The sequence below is a fragment of the Cellulomonas sp. GTC20042 genome (assembly GCF_055389595.1).
Window position 1 is genome coordinate 1,348,960 of record NZ_AP043678.1, and the last position, 25,092, is coordinate 1,374,051.

Genomic DNA, 25,092 nt, shown 5'->3' on the forward strand with positions numbered 1-25,092 from the left:
ACGACGGCACGCGGCCGGACGAGCGCCCCTGGGCGACCCCGCGTGCCTCCGGCGCAGGGGATGGGACGGCAGTGGACGGCACGGGACGGGAGTCGTCGCAGGACGACCTGCGCGCGCTGCTCGCTGCCCAGGCGGAACGGCTCGTCCTGCTCGACACCGTGATCGAGGCCGCGCCGGTCGGCATCGGTGTGGTGGACCTGGACGGCCGCACGCCGCTCACCAACGAGACGCTGCGCCGGCTGCTCGGCTACACCCGCGAGGAGTTCGCCGCACGCACCTTCTCCGACTACACCCACCCGGACGACGTCGCGGCCAACGAGGCGCTGTTCGACCGGATGGTCGCCGGGGACCTCGACCGGTTCGCGATGGAGAAGCGGTTCGTCCGCAAGGACGGCGGCACGCTCTGGGCCGACCTCACGGTGTCGCTGGTGCGCGACGCGCAGGGCCGGCCGGAGTACTCGATCGGCATGACGCAGGACATCACCGAGCGCAAGCGGCTGGCCGACGAGCTGCGCGCCGCCGAGCTGCACTACCGGCTGCTGGTCGAGCACGTGCCCGCGGTGGTCTACATCGCCGAGCCGGGCGCCGCCGGGCGCTGGCGGTACGTCAGCCCCCGGATCGAGCACATGCTCGGGATCGCCCCGCAGGACCTGATCGACGACCCGACGCTGTGGGCGTGCCACATCCATCCCGAGGACCGCGAGGCGGTGATCCGGCACGAGGACGCCGTGAGCGCGCGCGGCGTCTCCGACGACCTGCTGCCCTCCTTCACCTACCGGATACGGCACGCCGACGGCCGGACCGTCTGGGTGCGGGACGACGCCATGCTGCTGGCCGACGCCGACGGCACGCTCGCGTTCCACGGGGTGCTGGTGGACGTCACGCAGGAGAAGCTGCTGGAGGAGCGCCTCGCGCACCTGGCCGACCACGACACCCTGACCGGGCTGGTCAACCGCGCGCACCTGCACCGGCTGATCGACGCGGCGCTCGACGCACGCGCGGTGGCCGAGGCGGGCGGCGGGGTCGCGCCGCGGGTGGCGGTGCTGTTCGTCGACCTGGACGACTTCAAGTCCGTGAACGACGGCTACGGGCACGCCACCGGCGACCGGGTGCTCGGGGCCGTCGCCGGGCGGCTGATGTCCAGCGCCCCGCCCGGGTCGACCGCGGCGCGGATCGGCGGGGACGAGTTCGCGGTGCTGGTGCTGGGCGACGTGGACGTCGCGGAGGTCGCGGAGCGGGTGTGCACCGCCGTGCAGGACGTGCGGGTCGCGGTCGCCGGCGAGCCGGTGCCGATCACCGCGAGCGTCGGCTGGGCGTCCGCCGAGCGCTGGCACACCACCGAGCTGCTGCTGCACGACGCCGACCAGGCGATGTACCGCGCCAAGCTGCGCGGCGGCGCCGGCTCCTCCGGCGTCGCCCCGCCCGACCCCGCCCCGCACCCCTGACCCCTGCGCGCGTCCCTCATGCGCCGAGTTGTCATCTCTTGTCGCTTCCCGGCGTCGGGATGCGACAAGTGTTGACAACTCGGCGACGGCGGACGGCCCGAGCGAGCGAGGGCGGGCGAGGGCGCGGGGTCAGAGCCGGGGGAGCAGGGCCTCGACCACGTCGGCGGAGCGGTCGGCGGCGTCGTCGACGTGGGTGAGGAAGTCGTCCGCGCCGGCGGGTCCGCACAGGTCGGAGATCCCGCGCACCGCGAGGAACGGCACCCCGTACACGTGCGCGACCTGGGCGATGGCGGTGGTCTCCATGTCGGTGGCCAGCGCGCCCGCGAACTGCTCGCGCACCGGACCGACCAGGGCCGCGTCGACGAACTGGTCGCCGGAGATCATCAGCCCCGCGCGGACCGTCCGCTCGGTGCCGGAGGCGAGCGCCGCCGCGCGCAGGTCCGGCGCGCCGCGGTAGGTCGCCGGCATGCCCGGCACCTGGCCGAGCGCGTAGCCGAACGCCCGTGCGTCCGCCCCCGTGTACAGGTGCTCGGTGCCGACGACCACGTCGCCGACGTGCACCCCGGCCTGCACCCCGCCGGCGGTCCCGGCGCTGACCAGCGCGGACGGCACGGCGCCGCCGCGGGCCGCGGTCAGCAGCACCAGCGCCGCGGAGGCGGCGGAGGCGGCGTTGGCGAGGCCGATCCCGCCGCGCACCAGCAGCACCGCACGTCCGCCGAGCCGCAGCAGGTGGTGCTCGGCGCCACCGACGGTGGTGGGGGTGCCGACCTCCTGCGCGCGGGCCAGGAACGGCGCGGCCTCGTCCGGCATGGCGACCTGGACGACGACCTCGACCTCGGCCAGCGCGGGCACGCCGGTGCTCTCGGGCAGGATGCTCACGCGGTCACCTGGCTCCACTCGGCGCGGTGCGCGAGGAACTCCCGCGCCGCACCCTGGGCGCCCTCGAGCGTGTGGTTGGCGCCCCAGCCGCACTGCACCTCGTTGGCGGCGGGCACCTCGGTCGCGGTGGTGATGTCGGTCAGCGTCGCCGCGACCAGCTCCTGCACCTGCTCGGACTCCCAGCGCCCCTCGAGGATCAGGTAGAACCCGGTCTGGCAGCCCATCGGGGAGAAGTCGATCACCCGGTCGCTGTGGTTGCGGGAGTGCTCGGCGAACAGGTGCTCCAGGGAGTGCACCGTCGGCATCTCCAGGTGGGCCTTGTTCGGCTGGGTGAACCGGATGTCGAACTTGCTGATCACGTCACCCGCCGGCAGCACCTTGGTGTCGGCCAGCCGCACGTACGGCGCGGCGACGGTCCGGTGGTCGAGGTTGAAGGACTCGACGTTCATGCGGGGCTGGTTCACGAGGACCTCGGATCTCGGTGGTCGGGCTGGTCGCGCCGGGGCCGGGTCGAGCAGCCCCGCGCAGGGACCATTGTGCAGCGACGCGCCCGTCCGGGGTATTCCGTGCTCTCCTGTCGGACCTCGTCGCTAGGGTCGTCGCCGTGCACCCACCAGCCACGACACCCGTGATCGCCGCCCGCGGCCTCGTCAAGCGCTTCGGCGACCTCGCCGCCGTCGACGGCATCGACCTCGAGGTCCCGCCGGGGGAGGCCTTCGGGCTGCTCGGCCCGAACGGTGCCGGCAAGTCCACCACCATGCGGATGATCGGCGCGGTGTCCTCGCGGACCGGCGGCGACCTGCGGGTGCTCGGCATGGACCCGGAGACCCACGGGCCGGAGATCCGCTCGCAGCTCGGCGTGGTCCCGCAGGAGGACAACCTCGACACCGAGCTGCGCGCCCGCGACAACATCGTGGTCTACGGCCGGTACTTCGGCCTGCCGCGCGCCGTCTGCGAGGAGCGTGCCGGCACGCTGCTCGAGTTCGCGCAGCTGGAGGACAAGGCCCGCGCGAAGGTCGACGACCTGTCCGGCGGCATGAAGCGCCGGCTCACCATCGCCCGCGCCCTGGTCAACGAGCCGACCGTGCTCATGCTCGACGAGCCGACCACCGGCCTCGACCCGCAGGCGCGCCACGTGCTGTGGGACCGGCTGTTCCGGCTCAAGGAGCAGGGCACCACCCTCGTGCTCACCACGCACTACATGGACGAGGCCGAGCAGCTCTGCGACCGGCTGGTCGTGGTCGACCACGGCCGGATCATGGCCGAGGGCAGCCCCGCCGAGCTGATCCGGCAGCACTCCTCGCGCGAGGTGACCGAGCTGCGCTTCGGCTCCGACCGCAACGCCGAGGCCGCCCGCTCGCTGGAGGGTGTCGGCGAGCGGATCGAGGTGCTGCCGGACCGGGTGCTGGTCTACTCGGCCGACGGCGAGGCGGTGCTGGACCACGCGGTGCGGATCGGCCTGCGCCCGACCACCAGCCTGGTGCGCCGGTCCAGCCTGGAGGACGTCTTCCTCCGCCTGACCGGACGGAGCCTGATCGAGTGAGCACCGCCCCCGTGGTCCCCACCGCCGCCGTCGACCCGGTCGCCCGCGCCACCGCCGCCGCCCGTGGGCCCCGTCGGTTCGGCGCCCTCTACGTCGCCGAGTACCGGCTGCGCTCCATGCGCGCCTACGGCTGGACGATCGTGATCATGGGCGTCGGCGCCCCGCTGCTCTACCTGGTCGGCCTCGGCAGCGGGTTGCAGACCTTCGTCGGCGAGCTCGGCACGGGCGGTGACGGCCGCCCGGTCGAGTACCTGGTGTTCGTCGCGCCCGCGCTGCTGGTCACCGCCGCCGTCTCGGTGGCCACCGAGGAGTTCACCTACTCGGTGATGGAGGGCTTCAAGTGGCGGCGGACCTTCCTCGCCATGAACGCCACCCCGATCAGCCCGTCGCAGGTCGCCGGGGGTCTGGTGATCGCGGTGGCCGTGCGGATGCTGTTCACCGCTGTCGCCTACGCGCTGATCGCCCTCGCCTTCGGCGCCGTGCACGGTCTGACGGCGGTGCTGCTGCTGCCGGTGGTCGGCCTGCTCGGCGGTCTCGCGTTCGGCCTGCCGCTGCTGGCGTACTCGGCGTCGCTCACCGAGGACACCGGGCAGTTCTCCGTGGTGCAGCGGTTCGTCTTCACGCCGATGTTCCTGTTCTCCGGCACGTTCTACCCGCTGGACACCCTGCCGGTCTGGCTGCACTGGATCGGCTGGGTCTCGCCGGTGTGGCACGCCACCGAGCTCGGCCGGGTCGTCGCCTTCGGCGCGCCGGTCTCCCCGCTGATGATCGCGGTCCACCTGGTCGTGCTGCTCGGCCTGGCCGTCGGCGGCTGGCTGCTGGCCCGCCGCCTGTTCGAACGGAGGCTGCGCGGATGAGCGACAGCACGGATCTGGTGGTCACCGCCGTCGGCGCGACCGCACGCCCCCCGCGCGGGCTGCGCAAGATCGACGCCGTGCGCGCCGTGTACTCCGGCAACGCCCGCGTAGTGGTCCGGCGCGGGCTGCTCGCCACCAAGAGCACCAACTGGGTGGTCGTGGTCTCCGGCTTCTTCGAGCCGGTGTTCTACCTGCTCGCCATGGGCGTCGGCCTCGGCACGTACGTCGGCGACGTGACCACCTCTGCCGGCACGATCAGCTACGCCGCCTACATCGCCCCGGCCCTGCTCGCGGTGTCCGCCATGAACGGCGCGGTCTACGACTCGACGTGGAACGTGTTCTTCAAGATGCACTTCGGCAAGCTCTACGACTCGATGCTGTCGACATCGCTGGGCCCGCTGGACGTCGCGCTGGGCGAGATCTCCTACGCCCTGCTCCGCGGGGTGGTGTACGCCGCCGGCTTCCTCACCGTCATGCAGGTGCTCGGGCTCAACCTGTCCTGGACGGCGGTGCTGTCGCTCGGCGCGGTGGTGCTGATCGCCTTCGGCTTCGCCAGCCTCGGCATGGCGATCACCAGCTACATGTCGACCTTCCAGCAGATGGACTGGATCACCATCGTCATGCTGCCGATGTTCCTGCTCTCGGCGACGTTCTTCCCGCTGAGCGTGTACCCGGAGCCGGTGCAGTGGGTGATCCAGGCGATGCCGCTGTGGCACGCCGTCGAGCTGATCCGTGGGCTGACCACGGGGGCGCTGGACGGGGCGACGCTGGTGCACGTGGGGTACTTCGTCGCGATGATCGCGATCGGCCTGGTCGCCACCACCCGCCGGCTGCGCGCGCTGTTCCTGGCCTGAGCGCGGAGGAGGTCGGCCCGGTACGGGGCGTCGAGCCGGGGTCCGGAGCAGGTGGCCGGGGTGTCGTCCGGCGGTCGCCGTGCGCGCCGACGCACCGTCGGCACGGCCCTCCGGCGTCAGGCGTCGTCGCCGGGGAGCCGGGGCTGCGGCACGTCGTCGCAGTCCGGCGCCTCCGGGACGGCGGCGTCGATCGCGGTGAGCAGGCTCGCACGGAGCACCACGCGGGTCGCCGCCGCGGTGACCTCCAGCGCGGGGTCGCCGCCGGGCGACGGTGCGGCCTCGGTGAGGACGGGGGCGTCCTCGTCCAGCACCTCGGTGACCAGCCGGGCGAGGTCCACGGACATGGCGCCGCCGACGCCCAGGTAGGGCTGGATCAGCAGCAGCGCCGACTGGAGCGCGACCTCGCGGGTCAGGTCGTCGGTGACCCCGACCGCCCGGGTGGCGGTGCGCAGCGCGTGCCGGGTGCGGTCGCCCGCCGGAGAGGCGTCCCGCGCGTGCGGCGCCGCCCGCCGGGTACGCCGACGGACGGCGTCCACGCCGCGCAGCTCGCGGTAGATCTGGGCCGCCTGGTGCGCGGTCACGCGGACGGTGCCCATCACGCTCGCCTCCTGCCGGTGCCGACCCGGCAGGACCGCCCTGCGGGGCCGAGCCCGGCTCAGAAGGTCGCACCCTCCGGCGCCGCGGGGGCACGCGGGCCGGAGGGTGCGACGGCCGTGAGCGTCGGGGTGGGGTGAGGACGCTCACGGGGTCTGGTCGCCGGACTCGCAGCAACCCTGCGCGCCCGCTCCGGGCTCTGGCACCACCCAGAGGGAAATCTCCGTGGAGAACTGCCGTTTCTGCGTAGGCCGGAGGCGCTTCTGCGTACTCGACTGCGTAGAACTACTCAGATGCTCGGCGCGCCCGGCCCGACCACGACACGCACCGGTGCGCCTGCGCAGAACGCCTCGACGGCGCTGACGCAGCCCGCCGCCATCCGGTCCAGCGCCTGCGGGGTGCGGAACCCGAGGTGCGGGGTGAGCACGGTGCCGGGGGCGGCGAGCAGCGGGTCGTCGGCAGGCAGCGGCTCGGGGTCGAAGACGTCCAGCGCCGCGACCACGTCACCGCGGGCCAGCCGTGCCACCAGCGCGCCGGGGGCGATCAGCTCGCCGCGGGCGGTGTTGACCAGGATCGCGCCCGGGTGGAGCAGGTCGAGCTCGGCGGCGCCGATCAGGTGCCGGGTCTGCGGGGTCAGCGGCAGGTGCAGGCTCACCACGTCCGACCCGGCGAACAGCGCGGCGAGGTCGGGTGCCCGGCGGGCCCCGAGGGAGGCGAGCAGGGCGTCGTCGGCGCGACGGTCCCACACCAGCGGCTGCATGCCCAGCGCGTGCACCATCCCGGCGAAGGTGCGTCCGATCCCGCCGAGCCCGACGACGCCGACCACCGCACCCGCGAGCTCGCGTCCCGGTGACCCCGTCCAGTCGCCGGCGCGCACGGCGGTGTCGGCGGCGGGGATGCCCCGGGCGGCGGCGAGCAGCAGCGCGAGGGCGTGCTCCGCGACGGCGCGGTCGCCGTAGCCGGTGACGTTGGTGACGGTCACGCCGAGCCGTTCGGCGCGCGGCAGGTCGACGTAGGAGGCGACGCCGGTGCCGGTGAAGGCGACCAGCGCCCCGGGGGCGAGCACGTCGAGCGCCGCGTCGGGCAGATGGGTGGACAGCAGGACGACGTCGGCACCCCGCACCCGGTCGACCACCCCGGCGGCGTCCGGCTCGTCCAGGTGCACGGTGACCTCGCCGAGGGCGGTGAGCCGGTCGCGCAGCGCGTCGATCCGCCGGGCGAGCCCGCCCTCGCCGCTGGGGCAGACGATCCGGCGCGGGTGCGCGGCGGTCGGCGTGGCGGGGTCGGTCGGGGTCGCGGAGGTCACGGCGGTGACGGTATCCCCGGCGTGTGACCACGAGGTTGCACGGATGCACAGGGTCCCCACAGCCCGCGATCCCTCAGGTCAGGAGCCCGGCGGGTCGATCGGTCGGGGGACGCCGGGATCGTCCCGGCCGTCGGGGAGGAGACCCGCCGTGGAGATCGGCTCGAGCACCAGCAGCAGCGTCGCGGACCTGCAGAAGCAGCTCCAGGCTGACCAGCGCACGCTGGTGCAGCACCAGCGCGCCGGGGCCGGGGACACCGTGATCGCCGCCGACCAGGCCAAGATCGTGCAGGACCAGATGGCCATCGCGGCGGCGCAGATGTCGTCCACCGCCTCGGACGGCACCGGCGGCACGGTCGACGTGCTCGCCTGAGCGCGCCGCCCTCGCCCGATCGCTCGCGGCTCAGTCCCGCCCGCGCAGCCGGTCGATCTCGCGGCGCTCGCGCTTGGTGGGTCGCCCGGCCCCGCGGTCGCGCTGGGCGGCCAGCGCGACGTGCTCGCGCGGCGGCGGCGGGGGAGTGCGGTCGTCGTAGCACTCGGCGGCCGGGGCGGGGCCGACGCGACGCTCGATCACCCGGGTCACCAGCACGATCCGCTCGGGGCCCTCGCCGCGCACCCGCACCTCGTCGCCGATCTTCACCGTGGTCGCGGGCTTGGCGCGCTCGCCGTTCACCCGGACGTGCCCCGCCCGGCAGGCGGCCGCGGCCAGCGCCCGGGTGCGGGTCAGCCGCACCGCCCACACCCAGCGGTCGACCCGGGTCGCCGCCGGACCGGCGGGCAGCGGGCGCGGCGTCGGTCCCGCTGCCGGGGCGTCGGGGGTGCTCATGGTGGACGAGCCTAGGCGTGCGGTCTCAGGCCAGCGCCGTGGCGAGCACGGTGGTGGCGTCGTGGCCGCCGGGGGCGGCGTGCGCGGCGGCGGCCCGCTCGGCCAGGCGGAGCAGCGTCGCGTTCACCGGCACGGGCACGCCGTGCAGCCGGCCGAGCAGGGTGATCTCGCCGTTGAGGAACGCGGCCTCGATCGACCCGGCCCCCCGGGCGAGGCTCTGCCAGGAGGACCCGCCGCCGCGCGGGGCGCCGGGCAGGTCGACCAGGGCGAAGCCCGTGCGGGCGCGCGCCTGCTCCTCGTCCGAGGTCGGCGTGACGCCGGCGGCGGCGAGCACGGTGCGGGCCTCGGTCACGGCGGCGCCGAGCAGCGCGCGGGTGGCGTCGTCGCGGATCGGGCCGCACAGCGCCTCGACCGCGTTGCCGAGGTTGCTCAGCAGCTTGCCGTACTTCCACGCGAGCACGTCCTCGACCACCGGCGCGGAGAAGCCGGCGGCCTCCAGGTCGGCGGACACCGTGGCGAGATCCGGGTCCGGTGCGCCGACCGGCACGCTGCCGAGGGTGAGCACGCCGGTGACCGGGCTGCCGGCCGCCGACACGTGCCCGGGCTCCAGGAAGGTCGCGGGCAGCCACACGCACATGCCGGCGACCCGGGCGACGTGCCGCAGGGCGGTGCGCTCGTTGTCGACGCCGTTCTGCGCGCAGACCAGCAGCAGGTCCTCCCCGGCGGTCCGGCCGCCGGCGACCGGGCGACCGGCCCACGCGGCGACGGTGGCGGCGGTGTCCTGGCCCTTGACCGCGAGCACCAGCACGTCGCCGGGGCGCAGGTCGACGTCCTCGGGCCCGGCGGCGGTGGCGCAGCGGATCGTGCGCGCGCCGGCCGGGGTGGTCAGGTGCAGGCCATCGGCCCGCAGCGCGTCGAGGTGGGCGCCCCGGGCGACCAGGACGACGTCGCGCCCCGCCTCCGCGAGCAGCCCGCCGATGGTCCCGCCGACCGCGCCGGCGCCGATGATCACGTATCGCACCAGGCCACGGTGCCACACCTCGGGCGTGCCGCGATGCGGGCGCCCGTGCGAGCGACCTCGGTGGCGGACGTACGGTGGAGGTCATGACCACTCCCACCGCAGGTTCCCCGTCCGTCGTCGCCGTCACCGGCGGCCGTGTCGTCCCCGTCTCCGCCGCGCCGATCGAGGGCGGCACCGTCCTCATCCGGGACGGGCGGATCGTGGCGGTCGGCACCGCGGCCGAGGTCGACGTGCCGGCGGACGCGCGGGTGGTCGACGCCACCGGTCGCTGGGTGCTGCCGGGCTTCGTCGAGGCGCACGGTCACGTGGGCATCCACGAGGAGGGCGAGGGCGTCGCCGGGAACGACACCAACGAGATGACCGGCCCGAACATGGCGGCGGTGCGCGCGATCGACGCGGTGAACATCGACGACGAGGGCTTCCGTGACGCGCTGTCCGGCGGCGTGACCTCGGTGGTCGTCAAGCCGGGGTCGGGCAACCCGATCGGCGGGCAGAGCGTCGCGATCAAGTCGTGGGGCGGCCGCACGATCGACGAGCAGGTGATCAGCGACGCGGTCAGCGTGAAGTCGGCCCTCGGCGAGAACCCCAAGCGGGTGTACGCGGAGAAGAAGCAGACGCCGTCGACCCGCCTCGGCACGGCCATGATCATCCGCGAGGCCTTCACCGCCGCGCAGCACTACCGCGCCGCCCGTGCCGCCGCCGAGGCCACGGGCGAGCCGTTCAAGGTCGACCTCGGGCTGGACACCCTGGCCCGGGTGCTGGAGGGCGAGCTGGTCTGGGACCAGCACACCCACCGGCACGACGACATCGCCACCGCGATCCGGCTGGCCGACGAGTTCGGCTACCGCCTGGTGGTCAACCACGGCACCGAGGGGCACAAGATCGCCGACGTGCTCGCCGAGCGGGACATCCCGGTGATCTTCGGCCCGATGTTCACCTCGCGCTCCAAGGTCGAGCTGCGGGACCGGGCCATCGCGAACCTGGCCGCGCTGGCCGCTGCGGGGGTGCGGGTGGCGATCACCACGGACCACCCGGTCGTGCCGATCAACTTCCTGGTGCACCAGGCGACGCTCGCCGTGAAGGACGGGCTGCCCGTGCAGACCGCGCTGGAGGCGCTGACGGTGAACCCGGCGTCGTTCCTCGGGCTGGACGGCCGGGTGGGCGCGCTGGAGGCCGGGCGCGACGGCGACGTGGTGATCTGGTCCGGCGACCCGCTGGACGTGCACGCCCGCGCCGAGCACGTGCTGATCGAGGGCCGCACGGTCTACACCTGGGACGCGGAGACCGGCACCGGTCACGTGGTCGAGCGTTCCGAGCGGTTCGCCCGCTGAGCACCACCTGAGCGTGCGTCCCGCGGGATCACGCGGCGCACCCGGCACGATCCACGGCTGGCTCCCAGGAAGAGCCCAGCGCACGTCCTGCCACGAGAGGTCCACTGGATCTCAGCGACGCCACCGCGGCGTCCCGTCGCAGGAGGTGCCCTCGTGGACCAGAACCAGCAGCAGCCCGTGCCGGGTGCGCAGCCCGAGGGCGCGTACTCCGCCGCCGGATCGTCGACCCCCGCCGACCCGCTGACCGCACCGTCGGCGGGGGAGCCGTGGCCCGCGCCGCCGCGTCGTCGTCGGCGCACCGCCCTCGCGCTGCTCGCCAGCGGCGTGGTCGCCACCGGTCTGGTGGTCGGCGGCGCGCTGATCGCCACCGGCCTGCCGGGCGCCACCGCCACCACCGGGTACACGGCGACGGACCCCGGCGCGTCCTTCGGGATGTTCGGCCGCGGCTCCTCGGCGCGTGGCGGCTCGGCCACCGGCGGGTCCACCTCGGGCGGCTCGACGCAGGGCGGCACCGCGACCCAGGGCAGCACCGGCACCTCGACGCTGGACGTCACGGACGCGACCGACGCGCAGCAGCAGGGCGTGGTGCTGATCGACACCGTGCTCGGCTACGCGGGCGCCGAGGCGGCGGGCACCGGCATCGTGCTCACGTCGGACGGGCTGGTCGTGACCAACAACCACGTGATCGAGGGGTCCACCGAGATCCAGGTGACCATCGCGTCCACCGGCGAGACCTACACCGCGACCGTGGTCGGCACCGACAGCACCGCCGACGTCGCCGTGCTCCAGCTCCAGGGCGCCTCCGGGCTCACCACCGCCACGCTGGACACCGACGACGCGGTGGCCGTGGGGGACGACGTGACCGCGGTGGGCAACGCCGAGGGCGGCGGCGTGCTGGTCGCGGCGGACGGCACGGTGACCGCGCTGGACCAGCCCGTGACCACGCAGGCCGAGGGCGTGTCCGACGGTGAGTCGCTGACCGGGATGATCGAGGTGGACGCCGACGTGGTGTCCGGCGACTCCGGCGGCCCGCTGCTGGACGACGAGGGCGAGGTGGTCGGCATCACGACCGCGGCGTCCTCGGGCTCGGCGGACATCACCGGCTACGCGATCCCGATCGAGGACGTGCTCGACGTGGTGACCCAGATCGTCGCCGGCCAGGACTCCGACTCGATCACGATCGGCTACCCGGCCTTCCTCGGCGTCGAGCTGGCGACCACCTCCACCTCCACGCTCCCGGGGGCGACCACCGGCGGCGCGACCGGGCTGCCCGGGTCCGGGCTGAGCACCACGACCTCCGGCGCGACCGTGGGCGGCGTGATCGACGGAACCCCCGCGGCGCAGGCCGGTCTGGTGGCCGGCGACACGATCACCGCGGTGGACGGCACGGCCGTGACCTCCGGCGACGACCTGCGCACCGCGCTCGCGGCGCACGCCCCCGGCGACCAGGTGACGCTGACCTGGACCACCGCCTCCGGCACCGCGCAGACCGCCACCGTCACCCTGATCGCCGGCCCCGCCGACTGATCCCTCCCACGCGGGTCCTCGCACCGCCTCCCCTCCCGGCGGTGCGGGGACCCGCCTCTCGTCGTCTCGGTTTACATCGATGTACTCATCGATGCAGAATGGGTGGACCGTCCATCGAGAGGATCCCGTCCTGTGAGCACCGCCGCCCGCCTGACCGTCGACCCCGAGCAGGTCGTCTCGCCCGTGCACCGCCGCACGTTCGGCTCCTTCGTCGAGCACCTCGGCCGCTGCGTCTACACCGGCATCCACGAGCCGGGTCACCCCACCGCCGACGCGGACGGCTTCCGCCAGGACGTGCTCGACCTGGTGCGTGAGCTCGGCGTGACCACGGTCCGCTACCCGGGCGGCAACTTCGTCTCCGGCTACCGCTGGGAGGACGGCATCGGCCCGGTGGAGGACCGCCCGGCACGCCTCGACCTGGCGTGGCACAGCCTGGAGCCGAACACCGTCGGCGTCGACGAGTTCATGCGCTGGACCCGCAAGGCCGGCGTGGAGCCGATGATGGCCGTGAACCTCGGCACCCGCGGCGTGCTGGAGGCGGTCGACCTGCTCGACTACTGCAACGGCACCTCCGGCTCCGCCTGGTCGAAGGCCCGCGCCGCCAACGGCTCGCCGGAGCCCTACGCGGTACGGATGTGGTGCCTCGGCAACGAGATGGACGGCCCCTGGCAGACCGGGCACAAGACCGCCCACGAGTACGGCCGGATCGCCGCCGAGACCGCCCGCGCCATGCGCCAGGTCGACCCGACGCTCGAGCTGGTCGCCTGCGGCTCCTCCGCGCCGGACCTGCCGACCTTCGGCACCTGGGAGCGCGAGGTGCTCACCGAGACCTACGACCAGGTGGACTACATCTCGATCCACCGCTACTACGAGATCAAGGGCGAGGACGTCCGCTCGTTCCTCGGCTCCTGCGTCGACATGGACGCGTTCATCGAGGACGTCGTCGCCACCGCCGACGGGGTGCGCGCCGCCCTCAAGCAGGAGAAGCGGCTGAACCTGTCCTTCGACGAGTGGAACGTCTGGTACCAGTCGCGGGCCGCCTCGGTGCCCCCGCAGGGCGACGACTGGCCGGTGGCCCCGGTGCTGCTCGAGGACCACTACACGGCGGCGGACGCCGTGGTCGTCGGCAACATGCTGATCACGCTGCTGCGGCACTCGGACCGGGTCACCTCGGCCTCGCAGGCGCAGCTGGTCAACGTGATCGCGCCGATCATGACCGAGCCCGGCGGCCGGGTGTGGAAGCAGACGATCTTCCACCCGTTCGCGCAGGCCGCCGCCCTGGCTCGCGGGGTGGTGCTGCGGGTGACCCCGACCTCGCCGACCTTCGCCACCGACCAGCACGGCGACGTGCCGTCGGTGGACGCCGTGGCGACCTGGGACGAGGAGACCGGCACCGGCGCGCTGCTGGTGGTCAACCGCGACCCCGAGCGGGCGCTGCCGCTGAGCGTGGACCTGTCTCGCTTCGGCGACGTGCGGGTGACCGCCGCGACCACGCTGCACGACGACGACCTCTTCGCCGCGAACAGCGCCGACGAGCCGGATCGGGTGGCCCCGCGCGACCGCGACGACGTGACGGTCGACGGCGGGGTGCTCACGATCGACCTGCCGTCGGTGTCGTTCTCGACGGTGTCCTTCGCGCGGGCCTGACGCGGACGCCCGACGCACGACGAGAGCGGGGCGGGTGGTCGACCGACCACCCGCCCCGCTCCGCTGCCGCCAGGCGTCAGACGCGCGCGACCCGGCGGCGGGCCAGGTGGCGGACCCGCAGCGCGAGCACGCCGAGCCCGACCATGATCGCCGCCATCAGGCCGAGGGTGTCGGCCTGCGAGCCGGTGGCGGCCAGCGGTGCCGGCGCCGCCGCGGCGTCGGCCAGCACGACCACGCCGGTGGACAGCGAGCGGACCGAGCCGTCGGTGCCGACACCGTTCATCTGCACGGTGTGCGCCCCGACCGGGACGTCCGCCGGCAGGGCGAACGCCTGCGAGAAGGTGCCGTCGGCGCCGACCGTGGCCTGGCCGAGCAGGTACGGCGTGGAGAACAGCCACACGTCCACGGTGCTGCCGGGCAGGAACCCGGTGCCGGAGACCTGGACCTTGCCGCTCTCGTGCACGATCAGGCGGCCGGCCTCGTCGACGTCCAGCGGGGTGCCGTCGGTCTCGGTGGCCTGGAGGCGCGCGGTGAAGCCCTCGCCGGTCACGTTCCACGCGCCGTCGGTGGTGGACACCTGCACCGGCTGGCGGACGTCGTCCACGACCAGCCAGGACTGGCCGGCGGGGACGGTCGGCCGGGCGGAGCCGGTGACGCCCGGCGCCTCGATCGGCGCGAGCGTGGTGGTGCCGACCACCGCGGCGGAGGCGTCGCCGCCGCCCGCCGCGTTGATCGCACGCAGCTGCACGGAGTAGGTCTTGTCGTTGTCCAGGCCGCGCAGGACCAGCGGCGAGGTGGTGCCGGTGGCCCGCTTCCAGGTGGCGCCGCCGTCGATCGTGTACTCGTAGGCGGTGACCGCGCTGCCGCGCACGTCGGCCGGGGCGGTGAAGGCCACGGTCAGCTTGTGCGCGCCGCTGGTGACCGACTGGATCACCGGGGAGGACGCCGGGGCGTACGGGGTGACCTGCACCAGTGCGCCGGCCTCACCGGTGCCGGTGGCGTTGACGGCCGCGACGCGGAACGCCGTGCTGGCGCCGCCGGTCAGGCCGGTGACGGTGTACGAGGTCGCGGCGGAGCCGGTGCTCTCGGTGACGACCGTCCAGGAGACGCCGCCGTCGTCGGACCGCTCGACGCGGTAGCCGGAGGTGGCGGAGCCGCCGAGCCAGGCCGGGCCGGACCAGGACAGCGTGACCTGGCGGTCGCCCGCGGTGGCGGTGACCGGGCCGGGGATCCCCGGCACCGTCGGCGGGACGTCGACCGAGACCACGTACGGCGAGGACACGGTGACGCCGGCGGCGGTCACGGTGAAGGCGTACTGCTCGGTGGTGGGGACGAGCTGCGCGTCCACGGCGGCGGCCGAGGGCACGAAGGCGTAGCGACCGGTGGTGCTGTTCACGTACAGCGTGCCGAGGGCCCCGGTGCGGGCGTGGGTGAACGGCTCGCCCTCGATCGTGGCGGCCTGCGCCACCGCGCCGTCGATGCCGTAGGTGAGCACGTCGCCGTCCGGGTCGTCCGCGACGATCTGGCCGGTGGTGGTGGCGTAGGTCTGCGCGCCGTCCACGTTGGACAACCGGGTCTCGACCGTCGTGCCGGAGATCGCCGGGGCGTCGTCCACCGGCTCGATGGTGACGACCGCGCTGCCCGGGACGGTGCCGCCGGACTGGGTGACGGCGTTCATCGTGATGGTGCGCGAGGACGCCGGGCGGTCGGTGCTGGAGGAGTACAGCAGGTGCTGGGCGACCTGCTGCACGACCGCGCCGTCGACCTTGTGCCCGTAGACCTGCACGTTGTCGATCAGCAGCGACGCGCCGGCGGCCTGGCCGCAGGACAGGTCGTGCGTGCCGGCGACGAACACGAAGGTGTAGGTGCCGTCGGCGGGGATCTGGGTGGCCTTGGTGGTCCACTCGGTCTGGCCGCCGGTGGCGTCCAGCACGTCGATCTGGTTGCCGGACTGGTCGACGATGTAGCCGAAGACGTGGAAGTTGTCGCTGCCCGCGTAGGCCCGCCAGTCGAAGTAGATCGAGTCGCCGGCGACGGCGCGGAACGGCGAGGAGTAGACGGCGGGGCCGTGCACCACGTCGCAGCCGGCGAGCGTGCCCATGTTGGAGGTCAGGCGCAGCGCGTACTGGCCGTCGCTGACGTTGCCCCTCTCGACCGCGGAGTCGTACTCCGCGTACTCCGGCTCGTTGTTGTCGAGGTTCGGGACGTTCCCCGGGTAGGTGGAGCGGTCCTGCGCGACGAAGCCGTTGATCGGGGTCACGCCGAGGTCGATCCGCTGGTTCAGGACCGTCCAGCCGTCGGCGTCGCCGGTCTCGAAGGAGGCGTTGGAGAACGCCGAGCCGAAGTTGACCCGCAGGGTGCGCCCACCGGCGCCGTCGGAGACCTCGTCGACGGTGCCGACCTGCTCCGCGGTCGTGCCGTTGCCGAGGTAGACGACGTCACCGACGACGGTGACCTCGCCGGCGACGGTCGAGGCGACCGCGTCCTGGCGCAGCGTGAGGGAGTCCGAGGCGTCGGCGCCCTGGACCTGGAAGTCGACGTACTTGCCGTCGTAGGGGCCGGGGTCGCTCACGGTCAGGTACTGGCCGACCGGGGTGGGCTCGCCCTGCTCGACGTAGGGGATGTCGGTCGTGGCGAACGCGGACGTGGCGGTCAGCGTCGTCAGCGTGGGCAGTCCGGCGAGCACGGTGGCGGCGCACACCCCCGTGACGGCCAGCAGGCGAGCGCGGGCGCCGGAGGCGCGCGTCGCAGCGATCATGTGGATCTCCTCGATGGGCCGCGGGGCCGCGGCTGGCTGTCACGTCAGGCGAGGTGACGTCGCCCTATCGGAGGAGGACCAAGGTCCCTGATCGATGCTGAGTGTGACCTGGCTCACTCATGGAACGGGTTTCGCGAGGAATCGGACCACCCGTCCGGGGGACAGCGGTTGCCCGCCGGACTTCACCCGGTCCGGCACCCGCCCGGCGCTCTGCTCGCGGTCGGTCCGCGCCCGGTCGGCCCCGGACGCACGACCGCCGCCGGCCCCGGGCGGGGGCGCGACGGCGGTCGTGACGGGCGGGTGCGGGGGATCAGCCGCGCAGCCCCAGGTACGTCGTGATCAGCGCCTGCGTGGACGGGTCCTGCGCAGCCAGCGCGGCGGCGTCGCCCTCGACCGCCGGGGCGATCTCCATCGCGAGCTTCTTGCCGAGCTCCACGCCCCACTGGTCGAAGGAGTCGATGCCCCAGACCACGCCCTGCACGAAGGTGATGTGCTCGTACAGCGCGATCAGCTGGCCCAGCACCGACGGGGTCAGCGAGGCGGCGAGGATCGACGTCGTCGGGCGGTTGCCGCTGAACACGCGGGCCGGGACGATCTCCTCCGCGGTGCCCTCGGCACGCACCTCCTCGGCGGTCTTGCCGAAGGCCAGCGCCTTGGTCTGCGCGAAGTAGTTCGCCAGGAACAGCGCGTGCACGTCGGTCTCGCCGTCCTTCAGCGGGTGCGCCGGGTTGGCGACCGCGATGAAGTCCGCCGGGATCAGCCGGGTGCCCTGGTGGATCAGCTGGTAGAACGCGTGCTGGCCGTTGGTGCCGGGCTCGCCCCAGAAGACCTCGCCGGTCTCGGTGGTGACGGGGGTGCCGTCCCAGCGCACCGACTTGCCGTTGGACTCCATCGTCAGCTGCTGGAGGTAGGCCGGGAACCGGTGCAGGTACTGCGCGTACGGCAGCACGGCGTGGGTGTGCGCGTCCAGGAAGTTCACGTACCAGACGTTGAGCAGGCCCATCAGCACCGGCACGTTCTGCGCGAAGGGCGTGGTGCGCACGTGCTCGTCGACGGCGTGGAAGCCGGCCAGGAAGTCACGGAAGCCGTCCGGGCCGATCGCGATGGCCAGCGAGGTGCCGATCGCGGAGTCCACCGAGTAGCGCCCGCCGACCCAGTCCCAGAAGCCGAAGGCGTTCTGCGGGTCGATGCCGAACGCGGCGACCTTGTCCAGCGCCGTCGACACCGCGACGAAGTGCTTCGCGACCGCGCCCGTGCGGGCCTCCTCGGTGTCCTCGATCGCCCCGGCGGCGGCGAGCTCGCGCCACAGCCAGTCGCGCGCCAGGCGCGCGTTGGTCAGCGTCTCCAGGGTGCCGAAGGTCTTCGACGCCACGATGAACAGGGTGGTCGCCGGGTCGAGGCCCTTGACCTTCTCCGCCAGGTCGGTCGGGTCGATGTTCGACACGAACCGGATCTCCAGGCCCTCCTGCACGTACGGCTTGAGCGCCTCGTACGCCATGACCGGGCCGAGGTCCGAGCCGCCGATGCCGATGTTCACCACGGTCGCGACGCGCTCGCCGGTGACGCCGGTCCACTCGCCGGAGCGGACCTTGTCGGCGAAGGCGGCGACCTTGGCCAGCACGGCCTGCACGTCGCCGTCCACGTCCTGACCGTCCACGACCAGCGCCGGGGTGGCGCCGGCCGGGCGGCGAAGCGCCGTGTGCAGCACCGCACGGTCCTCGGTGACGTTGATGTGCTCACCGGCGAACATGGCGGCCAGGCGACCCGCGAGGTCCACCTCGTCGGCCAGGCGGGTCAGCAGCTCGAGCGTCTCGTCGGTGACCAGGTTCTTGGACAGGTCGACGTGCAGGTCGCCGACCGTGCGGGTCAGGCGCGTCGCGCGCTCCGGGTCCGTCGCGAACCAGCCGCGCAGGTCCGGGGTCAGCGCGTCGCGGTGCGCGGTCAGGGCGGACCAGGCGCCGGTCGTGGTGGCGTCGATGGGTGTGCTCACGGATCGTCCTTCTCGAGTGCTCTGTGCTGCGTGCTCAGGCGCGGGTGCTGCGTCAGGGGACACGGTAGTCGCGTGGCCCCACCTGCTGCCCGGGACGTGCGGCCCGCGAGGCCTTCCCACCACGGCCGCGCCGGTCCCGTGCAGGGGACCGACGCGGCCGTCGGGATCGGTGCCGCCGTCAGGCGGAGCGACGCCGCCGCAGCAGGACCAGCGCGCCACCGGCCGCGAGCAGCACCACGGCCGCTCCGGCCGCCAGCGTGACCTCGGCACCGGTGGTCGCCAGGACCTCGGAGCCCTGCGTGGTCGCCGCGGGGGCGGCTTGCGCCGGGGCGGCGGGCTGGGCGGGGGCCGCCGGCGCGGCCGGGTCCACCGGGGCCGCGGGGTCGACCGGGGTGACGGGATCGACCGGGTCCGCGGGGTCGACCGGGTCGACGGGCGGCGCGACGAACGGCACGACGTCCTGCGTGGCGGTGCCCGAGAAGGTGCCGCCGCCGATGAGGACCGAGCTCCAGGTCATGCTCGACGTGCCCTCGGCGTCGTAGGTCCACGAGGTCGCGTCGGCGGTGGCCACCGGACCGTCGGTGACGGTCACCGCGACCGGGCCGACGCCGTCGCGCACGGTGTCCGTGGTCGCCACCGTGGCCATCGCCGCGGGGATCACCGCGACCTGTCCGGTGGCGGTCGCCATGGTCAGGTTCGGCAGCGCGCCGAGCGCGGAGAGGTCGTAGATCCGGTTGTTCGTGAGCGTCACGGACGTCAGCGAGGGGATCTGCGCGATCGGCGACGGGTCCACGATCTGGTTGTCGGCCGCGTACAGCATGACGAGCTCCCGCATGCCGACCAGCGGGGTGAGGTCGGCGACCTGCGTCTGCGCGACGATCAGCTGGGTGATGCCGGTCTGGTTCGCGATCGGCGAGAGGTCGCTGAGCGGGAGGTAGAACAGCATCAGCCGCTCGAGGTCGAGCTCCGCGAGCGGCCCGACGTCGGTGACGCCCATGTCCGAGAGGGCGAGGTCGGTGACGTCGCTCTGCCCGATCGGGCCGAGGTCCGTGGCGGGGATCGCCGACAGGTTGAGCGTGCGCAGCCCGGGCATGGAGGCGATCGGGGTCAGGTCGGCCACGGGGCTGTCGGAGACGAACAGCGAGCTGAGCGCCGGTCGGTCGGCGAGCGGCGACAGGTCGGTGACCTGGCTCCCGGTCACGTCGACGGACTCGAGCGCGTCCATCCCGCCGAGCGGTGCGAGGTCGGTGAGGTTCGGCGTCTCGATCAGCTTGACCGCGGTGATGCCGTCCAGCAGCTCGAGCCCGGTGAGGTCGGCGACGTCGCTGTAGTTGCAGACGAGGGTGCCGCCGAGGCTCGCGGCCTGGTCGATCGGCACCGGCTCACCGTTGAGGTTCTCGCCGGTGGTGTCCTCGAACCACGCCGAGACGCAGGAGTCGAGCTCGGGGTCGGGGAACGGGCTCTCCGCGGCGTGCGCGTCGGGGGCGACGGCGGTGGAGAGCGCGATGCCGGCACCGGTCAGCGCGACCGTGGCGGCGAGGACGGCGCCGGTCGAGCGCACGGCGCGACCGGATCGCAGGGTCTGAGACATGAGGACCTCGTCGTGAGAGGGATCGGGCATCCACGAGCGGCACGGGATGGGTGCCGTTCGCGGTACGGGGGAGAGGATCTCCGGCCGGGCTCCGAATGCGGGGTGCCGGTCAGTGTTTCCACTGACGATCTGGGACCGGTGTGACGGGACGCACAGCGGCGGCGTGCGGCAGGACCGCGCGACCGGCCGCATGTCGGCGCGATGAACGCCCGGTCACGATGCGGTCACGGTCCGCCGAACTCCTTGACGGCGATTAGTAAGGAAGGTCTACTAACAAACATGACGACGGCGACGGAGGCGTCGAGGCCGGCCCGTACGGGCGGCCCCGGGCCGGGTGGAGTGGGACGCACGCTGCGGCCCACCGCGAAGGTGCTCCCGGAGCACGCGCGGGCCCACAACCGTTCGCTGGTGCTCCAGCACCTGTTCCACCAGGGACCCTCCTCGCGCGCCGACCTGGCCCGCGCCACCGGCCTGACCCGGGTCACCGTCTCCGACCTCGTCTCCGTGCTGATCGCCGAGGGGCTGGTCGCCGAGCTCGGCGTCCGCCCCGAGGGGAGGGTCGGCAAGCCCGCCACGCTGGTCGGGATGCGCACCGAGGACCACCAGGTGATCGCGGTGGACCTCGCCGACGACGCCGCCCTGCGCGGCGCGGTGATGACGCTGACCGGCGCGGTGGTCGCCCGCCGGTCCGTGGCGCTCGACGGCCGCACCGGCGACGAGGCGCTCACCGTGCTCGAGGACCTCTGCCGCGAGCTGCTCACCGCCGCGGACCAGCCGGTGATCGGCGTCGGGATCGGCTCGCCCGGCGTGATCGACCACGAGGGCGTCGTGATCGAGGCCCCGAACCGCGGCTGGTACCACCTGCCGCTCGCCCGGCGGCTGACCGACCTGCTCGGCGTCCCGGTGCACGTCGCCAACGACGCGAACACGCACGCGCTGGGGGAGTTCACCTACGGCGGGGCCACCGGCACCGGCCTGATGGTCGTGACGATCGGCCAGGGCGTCGGCGCCGGCATCGTGCTGGACGGGGCCCTGGTCCGCGGGCGCGGCGACGCCGCCGGCGAGATCGGCCACGTCACCGTCGTCGACGACCGGGACGTGCGCGCCGGCGACCCGCTGCCGCTGCCCTGCGCCTGCGGACGCGCCGGCTGCCTGGAGACCCTGCTCTCGCTGCCCGCCCTGCGCCGCGCCACCGCCGGCCGCACACCCCAGGATTCCGACGCGGTCCTCGCGTCGGTCGGACGGAAGCTGGGCATCGCCCTGGCTCCCGTCGTCAGCGCCCTCAACCTCGCCGAGGTCCTGCTGTCCGGCCCCCCGGACCTGCTCGACGGACCCCTGCGGAGCGAGGCGCTCGCCACCGTCCGGAGCAGGACCATGCCGCTGATCGGGCAGGACCTGGTGCTCCGGATGGGAGCTCTCGACGAGGACGGGGCGCTCTCGGGCGCCGCGGCCCTCGTCCTGGCCGGTCAGCTCGGGGTCACGTGACGACCCCGAGCCGACCGCTTGCAGTGCCGGCATCACCACCCCCGGCGACGCCTCAACGGCCTCGCCTCGCATCAGGGAGGAACACCAACGTGAAGATCGTACGGATGGCAGCCGTCGGTGTGGCGGCGGCGCTCGTGCTGACCGCCTGCTCGTCGGGCGACGACGGCGGTTCGACGGGCTCCGACGGCACCCCCGAGGCCTCGGAGATCACCCTCTGGCTCGCGGGCCCGGACACCCCGGACGCGCTGCGCGAGTACCTCGTGACGACGTTCGAGGAGGAGAACCCCGGCTCCACGCTGAACATCGAGGAGCAGGACTGGTCCGACCTCGTCACCAAGCTCACCACCGCGCTGCCGGACGAGGCCAACACCCCGGACGTGGTCGAGATCGGCAACACCCAGTCGCCGACCTTCACCACCATCGGGGCGTTCCGCGACCTGACCCCGCTGTACGAGGAGCTGGGCGGCGACGACCTGCTCCAGTCCTTCGTCGAGGTCGGCGCCGTGGACGGCAAGAACTACGCGCTGCCGTACTACTTCGGCTCGCGCTACATGTTCTACCGCAAGGACCTCTGGACGGCCGCCGGCCTGGAGGCGCCGACCACGCTCGACCAGTTCGCCGCGGACGTCGCCCAGCTCAAGACGGACACCCAGTCCGGCTTCGCCCTGGGTGGCCAGGACTGGCGCAACGGCATCTCGTGGGTGTTCGCCAACGACGGCGAGCTCGCGACGGTGGACGGCACCGAGTGGACCTCCACCCTGTCCGACCCGAACACGATCGCGGGCCTGGAGCAGTGGCAGCAGGTCTACCAGACGGCCTCGAACGTGCCGGCGACCGAGAAGGACGTCGCGTACTGGGAGTTCCTGAACGACGGCGAGGACGGCTCCGCGCCGGCCGCGGCGACGATCATGGCCCCGGGCTGGGCCCGCTGGTCGATCGGTGACCTCACCACCAACGACGCCGGCGAGGAGGTCCGCGACGGCATGGCGGACACCGCGAAGTTCGGCATCTTCGCCCTGCCCGGCAAGGACGGCGGCATCGCCCCCGTGTTCGCCGGTGGCTCGAACATCGCGATCTCGGAGAAGTCCCAGCACCCGGAGCTGGCCGAGAACCTGCTGAAGATCATCTTCTCGCCGGAGTACCAGCAGATGCTGGGCGAGAACGGTCTGGGCCCGGCGAACTCGCAGTACGTCGACTCGCTCGGCGACGACGAGTTCGCCCAGACGATGATCGAGACCGCGGCCGCCTCCAAGCTCACCCCGGCGGCGCCGGGCTGGGCGTCGGTCGAGGCCGCGTCGGTCTACGAGGAGCTGTTCCAGAAGATCGCCGAGGGCGGTGACGTGACCGCGCTGGCCAAGGAGTTCGACGAGCGCATCACGCCGATGCTCAACGGCCAGGGCTGACCCCTGCCGGCCGGTCGCGGGGGTCTGCACGCTCCCGCGACCGGCCGGAACCCCCCGCACAACCCCGCCCCGCAGACGTCGCCTCGTCGCGCGGAAGGAGAGGCGCATGCCTTCGACAGCCCCGGTCGACCCCGGGCAGAGTCCGACCACCACCCCCGACCCCGCAGCCGGCACCCGCGTGGTGCGGCAGCGGCGCGGTCCCCGGTGGACCCCCTACCTGCTGCTGATCCCCGTGCTGGCCGTGCTGGCCGCCGGCCTCGGCTACCCGCTGATCTGGCAGGCCATCACCTCGTTGCAGAAGTTCGGGCTGGCGCAGCAGTTCGGCCAGCCGCCGGAGTTCGTCGGCCTGGAGAACTACGTCCGGGTCCTCACCGACGACCGGATGTGGGCCGTCGTCGCCCGCTCCATCGCGTTCTGCCTGGTCAACGCGTTCCTCACCGTCGGCATCGGCGTGCTCTTCGCCCTGCTGATGAAGGCCCTGCACCCCGTGGTCCGGATCGTGCTCCAGGTGGCGCTGCTGCTGGCCTGGGCCATGCCGATGGTCGCGGCCGTCACCGTGTGGAAGTGGCTGTTCGACTGGCGCACCGGTGTCATCAACTGGCTGCTGGTCCAGGTCGGCCTGGACGACTACCACCAGCACAACTGGCTCGCGAGCCCGCTGTCCTTCTTCTTCGTCGCCACCGTGATCATCGTGTGGATGTCGGTGCCCTTCGTGGCGCTGTCCGTCTACGCCGCGCTGACCCAGGTGTCCGACGAGGTGCTGGAGGCCGCGCGGATCGACGGCGCCGGCCCGAGCCGGATCCTCTGGCACATCACCATGCCGCTGATCCGCCCGGTGCTGTCGATCGTCCTGCTGCTCCAGATCATCTGGGACCTGCGGGTGTTCGCGCAGATCCGCCTGCTCCAGGACTCCGGCGCCCCCGTGGGCGAGACCAACCTGCTGGGCAACTTCATCTTCGAGCTCGGCGTCGGCAGCCAGGACTTCGCGGCCGCCGCGGCGGTGTCGATCCTCGTGCTCGCGCTGACCGTCCTGCTGAGCTGGCCCTACGTCCGCTCCCTGCTGAAGGAGGACGCCGCATGAGCGCCGCCGTCTCCCACGCACCCGTCACGGCCGCAGCGCCCGCGGGCCAGGTGCCCGCGCGGACGCCCCGCGCCGGCGGTCGCACCCGTCGCCGCGTCACCTCGGTGCTGCTCGGCGTGCTCGCGGTGCTGATCGCGCTGGTCTGGGCCTTCCCGGTGTACTGGATGGTGCTGTCCTCGCTGCTGCCGAACGCGCGGCTGCGCTCGGCGACCCCGTCCTTCCTGCCGACCCACTCGACCTGGGGCAACTACCGCTCGGTGCTGACCGGCTCCGGCTTCGGCCCCGCGTTGCAGATGAGCCTGATGATCACCCTGCTCACCGTACTGGCGGTGCTGGTGTTCGCGTTCTTCGCGGCGCTGGCGATCAGCCGGTTCCGGTTCCGCGGGCGCAAGACCTTCATCGTCGCCGTGCTCTTCGTGCAGATGCTGCCCGCCGAGGGCCTGTTCATCGCGCAGTACAAGATGCTGTCCACCGTGGGCCTGCTGAACAGCGTGATCGGCGTGAGCATCCTCTACACGGCGGCCGTGGTGCCCTTCACGATCTGGATGCTGCGCGGCTTCGTCGCCGGTGTGCCGATCGAGCTGGAGGAGGCCGCGATGGTCGACGGGCTCAGCCGGACCAAGGCGTTCCTGCGGATCACCTTCCCGCTGCTGGCCCCCGGGCTGGTGGCCTCCGGGGTGTACGCGTTCCTCCAGGCGTGGAACGAGTTCACCGTCGCGCTGGTCGCGCTGCCCGCCGAGTCGGCGCAGACGCTGCCGCTCTGGCTGCGCGGGTTCCTCGCGTCCAGCGCGAGCCGTGGTGTGGACTGGGGCGAGGTCATGGCCGCGTCCACGCTGATCGCCGTGCCGGTGATCGTGTTCTTCCTGCTGGTGCAGGGCAAGATGACCTCGGGGCTGGTCTCCGGGGCGGTGAAGGGCTGACACGGTGGTGGAGCTGGCGACGGACCTCCGGACGGGG

21 protein-coding genes are annotated in these 25,092 nt (G+C 73.4%); 12 read left to right on the plus strand and 9 right to left on the minus strand.

Annotation, left to right across the window (positions count from 1 at the left end; translation table 11 throughout):
* The first annotated feature begins 71 nt into the window (after window positions 1-71).
* Window positions 72-1,445: a PAS domain S-box protein gene (locus ACZ5HG_RS06250; protein WP_464181113.1), complete on the plus strand. Its 1,374-nt coding sequence runs from the start codon at window positions 72-74 to the stop codon at window positions 1,443-1,445.
* Between the two features lie 129 nt (window positions 1,446-1,574).
* On the opposite strand, the gene mtnN is transcribed toward ACZ5HG_RS06250, so the two are convergent.
* Window positions 1,575-2,324, minus strand: a complete 750-nt coding sequence (gene mtnN / locus ACZ5HG_RS06255; RefSeq protein WP_464181115.1) for a 5'-methylthioadenosine/S-adenosylhomocysteine nucleosidase — start codon at window positions 2,322-2,324, stop codon at window positions 1,575-1,577.
* Window positions 2,321-2,773, minus strand: a complete 453-nt coding sequence (locus ACZ5HG_RS06260; protein WP_464181117.1) for an S-ribosylhomocysteine lyase — start codon at window positions 2,771-2,773, stop codon at window positions 2,321-2,323. The genes mtnN and ACZ5HG_RS06260 overlap by 4 nt, the downstream gene beginning before the upstream one ends.
* 155 nt (window positions 2,774-2,928) lie before the next feature.
* Between ACZ5HG_RS06260 and ACZ5HG_RS06265 the strand changes: the two genes are divergently transcribed.
* Genes ACZ5HG_RS06265 through ACZ5HG_RS06275 form a run of 3 tightly spaced genes read left to right on the plus strand, consistent with a single transcriptional unit; the run spans window position 2,929 to window position 5,578 of the window.
* Window positions 2,929-3,867, plus strand: a complete 939-nt coding sequence (locus ACZ5HG_RS06265) for an ABC transporter ATP-binding protein (protein ID WP_464181119.1) — start codon at window positions 2,929-2,931, stop codon at window positions 3,865-3,867.
* Window positions 3,864-4,724: an ABC transporter permease gene (locus ACZ5HG_RS06270; protein ID WP_464181120.1), complete on the plus strand. Its 861-nt coding sequence runs from the start codon at window positions 3,864-3,866 to the stop codon at window positions 4,722-4,724. Before ACZ5HG_RS06265 ends, ACZ5HG_RS06270 begins: the two co-directional genes overlap by 4 nt.
* Complete coding sequence (locus tag ACZ5HG_RS06275) at window positions 4,721-5,578, plus strand: ABC transporter permease (RefSeq protein ID WP_464181122.1); 858 nt, start codon at window positions 4,721-4,723, stop codon at window positions 5,576-5,578. Before ACZ5HG_RS06270 ends, ACZ5HG_RS06275 begins: the two co-directional genes overlap by 4 nt.
* Before the next feature lie 116 nt (window positions 5,579-5,694).
* Here the strand turns inward: ACZ5HG_RS06275 and ACZ5HG_RS06280 are convergent, their stop codons facing one another.
* The gene (locus tag ACZ5HG_RS06280; RefSeq protein WP_464181124.1) at window positions 5,695-6,174 is read right to left on the minus strand and encodes a hypothetical protein; all 480 of its coding nucleotides are present in this window, start codon (window positions 6,172-6,174) and stop codon (window positions 5,695-5,697) included.
* Window positions 6,175-6,461: 287 nt separating this feature from the next.
* Entirely contained in the window at window positions 6,462-7,478 is a 1,017-nt protein-coding gene (locus tag ACZ5HG_RS06285; RefSeq protein WP_464181125.1) for an NAD(P)-dependent oxidoreductase, read from the minus strand.
* Window positions 7,479-7,626: 148 nt separating this feature from the next.
* Between ACZ5HG_RS06285 and ACZ5HG_RS06290 the strand changes: the two genes are divergently transcribed.
* Complete coding sequence (locus ACZ5HG_RS06290; protein ID WP_464181127.1) at window positions 7,627-7,848, plus strand: hypothetical protein; 222 nt, start codon at window positions 7,627-7,629, stop codon at window positions 7,846-7,848.
* A 30-nt stretch (window positions 7,849-7,878) separates the two neighbouring features.
* On the opposite strand, the gene ACZ5HG_RS06295 is transcribed toward ACZ5HG_RS06290, so the two are convergent.
* Window positions 7,879-8,301, minus strand: coding sequence for an RNA-binding S4 domain-containing protein (locus ACZ5HG_RS06295; protein WP_464181128.1), 423 nt, complete (start codon window positions 8,299-8,301; stop codon window positions 7,879-7,881).
* A 25-nt stretch (window positions 8,302-8,326) separates the two neighbouring features.
* Window positions 8,327-9,322 carry a ketopantoate reductase family protein gene (locus ACZ5HG_RS06300; RefSeq protein WP_464181129.1) on the minus strand — a complete coding sequence of 332 codons (996 nt, stop codon included), beginning with the start codon at window positions 9,320-9,322 and terminating at the stop codon, window positions 8,327-8,329.
* 83 nt (window positions 9,323-9,405) lie between these two features.
* Here ACZ5HG_RS06300 and ACZ5HG_RS06305 point away from each other — a divergent pair, with 83 nt between their 5' ends.
* From ACZ5HG_RS06305 to arfA, 3 genes are all read left to right on the plus strand, one after another.
* On the plus strand, window positions 9,406-10,653 hold the full coding sequence (locus ACZ5HG_RS06305) for an amidohydrolase (RefSeq protein ID WP_464181130.1): 1,248 nt from the start codon (window positions 9,406-9,408) through the stop codon (window positions 10,651-10,653).
* Window positions 10,654-10,806: 153 nt separating this feature from the next.
* Window positions 10,807-12,180, plus strand: coding sequence for a S1C family serine protease (locus ACZ5HG_RS06310; RefSeq protein WP_464181131.1), 1,374 nt, complete (start codon window positions 10,807-10,809; stop codon window positions 12,178-12,180).
* 132 nt (window positions 12,181-12,312) lie between these two features.
* The gene (gene arfA, locus ACZ5HG_RS06315) at window positions 12,313-13,827 is read left to right on the plus strand and encodes an arabinosylfuranosidase ArfA (RefSeq protein ID WP_464181132.1); all 1,515 of its coding nucleotides are present in this window, start codon (window positions 12,313-12,315) and stop codon (window positions 13,825-13,827) included.
* A gap of 76 nt (window positions 13,828-13,903) precedes the next feature.
* On the opposite strand, the gene ACZ5HG_RS06320 is transcribed toward arfA, so the two are convergent.
* The 3 genes from ACZ5HG_RS06320 to ACZ5HG_RS06330 form a co-directional block, all read right to left on the minus strand.
* Entirely contained in the window at window positions 13,904-16,585 is a 2,682-nt protein-coding gene (locus tag ACZ5HG_RS06320; protein WP_464181134.1) for a fibronectin type III domain-containing protein, read from the minus strand.
* A gap of 310 nt (window positions 16,586-16,895) precedes the next feature.
* Window positions 16,896-18,575, minus strand: coding sequence for a glucose-6-phosphate isomerase (gene pgi, locus ACZ5HG_RS06325; protein WP_464181136.1), 1,680 nt, complete (start codon window positions 18,573-18,575; stop codon window positions 16,896-16,898).
* A 178-nt stretch (window positions 18,576-18,753) separates the two neighbouring features.
* Window positions 18,754-20,166, minus strand: a complete 1,413-nt coding sequence (locus tag ACZ5HG_RS06330) for a leucine-rich repeat domain-containing protein (protein WP_464181138.1) — start codon at window positions 20,164-20,166, stop codon at window positions 18,754-18,756.
* A gap of 279 nt (window positions 20,167-20,445) precedes the next feature.
* Here ACZ5HG_RS06330 and ACZ5HG_RS06335 point away from each other — a divergent pair, with 279 nt between their 5' ends.
* The 4 genes from ACZ5HG_RS06335 (at window position 20,446) to ACZ5HG_RS06350 (ending at window position 25,055) form a co-directional block, all read left to right on the plus strand.
* A complete protein-coding gene (locus ACZ5HG_RS06335) occupies window positions 20,446-21,651 on the plus strand; it encodes an ROK family transcriptional regulator (RefSeq protein ID WP_464181139.1) in 1,206 nt (401 codons plus the stop codon).
* 104 nt (window positions 21,652-21,755) lie between these two features.
* Window positions 21,756-23,054 carry an extracellular solute-binding protein gene (locus tag ACZ5HG_RS06340; protein WP_464181140.1) on the plus strand — a complete coding sequence of 433 codons (1,299 nt, stop codon included), beginning with the start codon at window positions 21,756-21,758 and terminating at the stop codon, window positions 23,052-23,054.
* Between the two features lie 106 nt (window positions 23,055-23,160).
* Window positions 23,161-24,135 carry a carbohydrate ABC transporter permease gene (locus tag ACZ5HG_RS06345; protein ID WP_464181142.1) on the plus strand — a complete coding sequence of 325 codons (975 nt, stop codon included), beginning with the start codon at window positions 23,161-23,163 and terminating at the stop codon, window positions 24,133-24,135.
* Window positions 24,132-25,055 (plus strand): carbohydrate ABC transporter permease, encoded by a 924-nt coding sequence (locus ACZ5HG_RS06350; protein ID WP_464181144.1) that lies wholly within the window; start codon window positions 24,132-24,134, stop codon window positions 25,053-25,055. The genes ACZ5HG_RS06345 and ACZ5HG_RS06350 overlap by 4 nt, the downstream gene beginning before the upstream one ends.
* Window positions 25,056-25,092 lie beyond the last annotated feature (37 nt).

What these genes read in the sequence shown, in the direction of transcription:
- ACZ5HG_RS06330 (WP_464181138.1), bottom strand. Translation starts at nt 20,166, where the DNA reads ATGTCTCAGACCCTGCGATCCGGTCGCGCCGTGCGCTCGACCGGCGCC.
- ACZ5HG_RS06275 (WP_464181122.1), top strand. Translation starts at nt 4,721, where the DNA reads ATGAGCGACAGCACGGATCTGGTGGTCACCGCCGTCGGCGCGACCGCA.
- ACZ5HG_RS06260 (WP_464181117.1), bottom strand. Translation starts at nt 2,773, where the DNA reads ATGAACGTCGAGTCCTTCAACCTCGACCACCGGACCGTCGCCGCGCCG.
- ACZ5HG_RS06280 (WP_464181124.1), bottom strand. Translation starts at nt 6,174, where the DNA reads ATGGGCACCGTCCGCGTGACCGCGCACCAGGCGGCCCAGATCTACCGC.
- ACZ5HG_RS06350 (WP_464181144.1), top strand. Translation starts at nt 24,132, where the DNA reads ATGAGCGCCGCCGTCTCCCACGCACCCGTCACGGCCGCAGCGCCCGCG.
- ACZ5HG_RS06340 (WP_464181140.1), top strand. Translation starts at nt 21,756, where the DNA reads ATGGCAGCCGTCGGTGTGGCGGCGGCGCTCGTGCTGACCGCCTGCTCG.
- ACZ5HG_RS06335 (WP_464181139.1), top strand. Translation starts at nt 20,446, where the DNA reads ATGACGACGGCGACGGAGGCGTCGAGGCCGGCCCGTACGGGCGGCCCC.
- ACZ5HG_RS06305 (WP_464181130.1), top strand. Translation starts at nt 9,406, where the DNA reads ATGACCACTCCCACCGCAGGTTCCCCGTCCGTCGTCGCCGTCACCGGC.
- ACZ5HG_RS06320 (WP_464181134.1), bottom strand. Translation starts at nt 16,585, where the DNA reads ATGATCGCTGCGACGCGCGCCTCCGGCGCCCGCGCTCGCCTGCTGGCC.
- ACZ5HG_RS06345 (WP_464181142.1), top strand. Translation starts at nt 23,161, where the DNA reads ATGCCTTCGACAGCCCCGGTCGACCCCGGGCAGAGTCCGACCACCACC.
- ACZ5HG_RS06295 (WP_464181128.1), bottom strand. Translation starts at nt 8,301, where the DNA reads ATGAGCACCCCCGACGCCCCGGCAGCGGGACCGACGCCGCGCCCGCTG.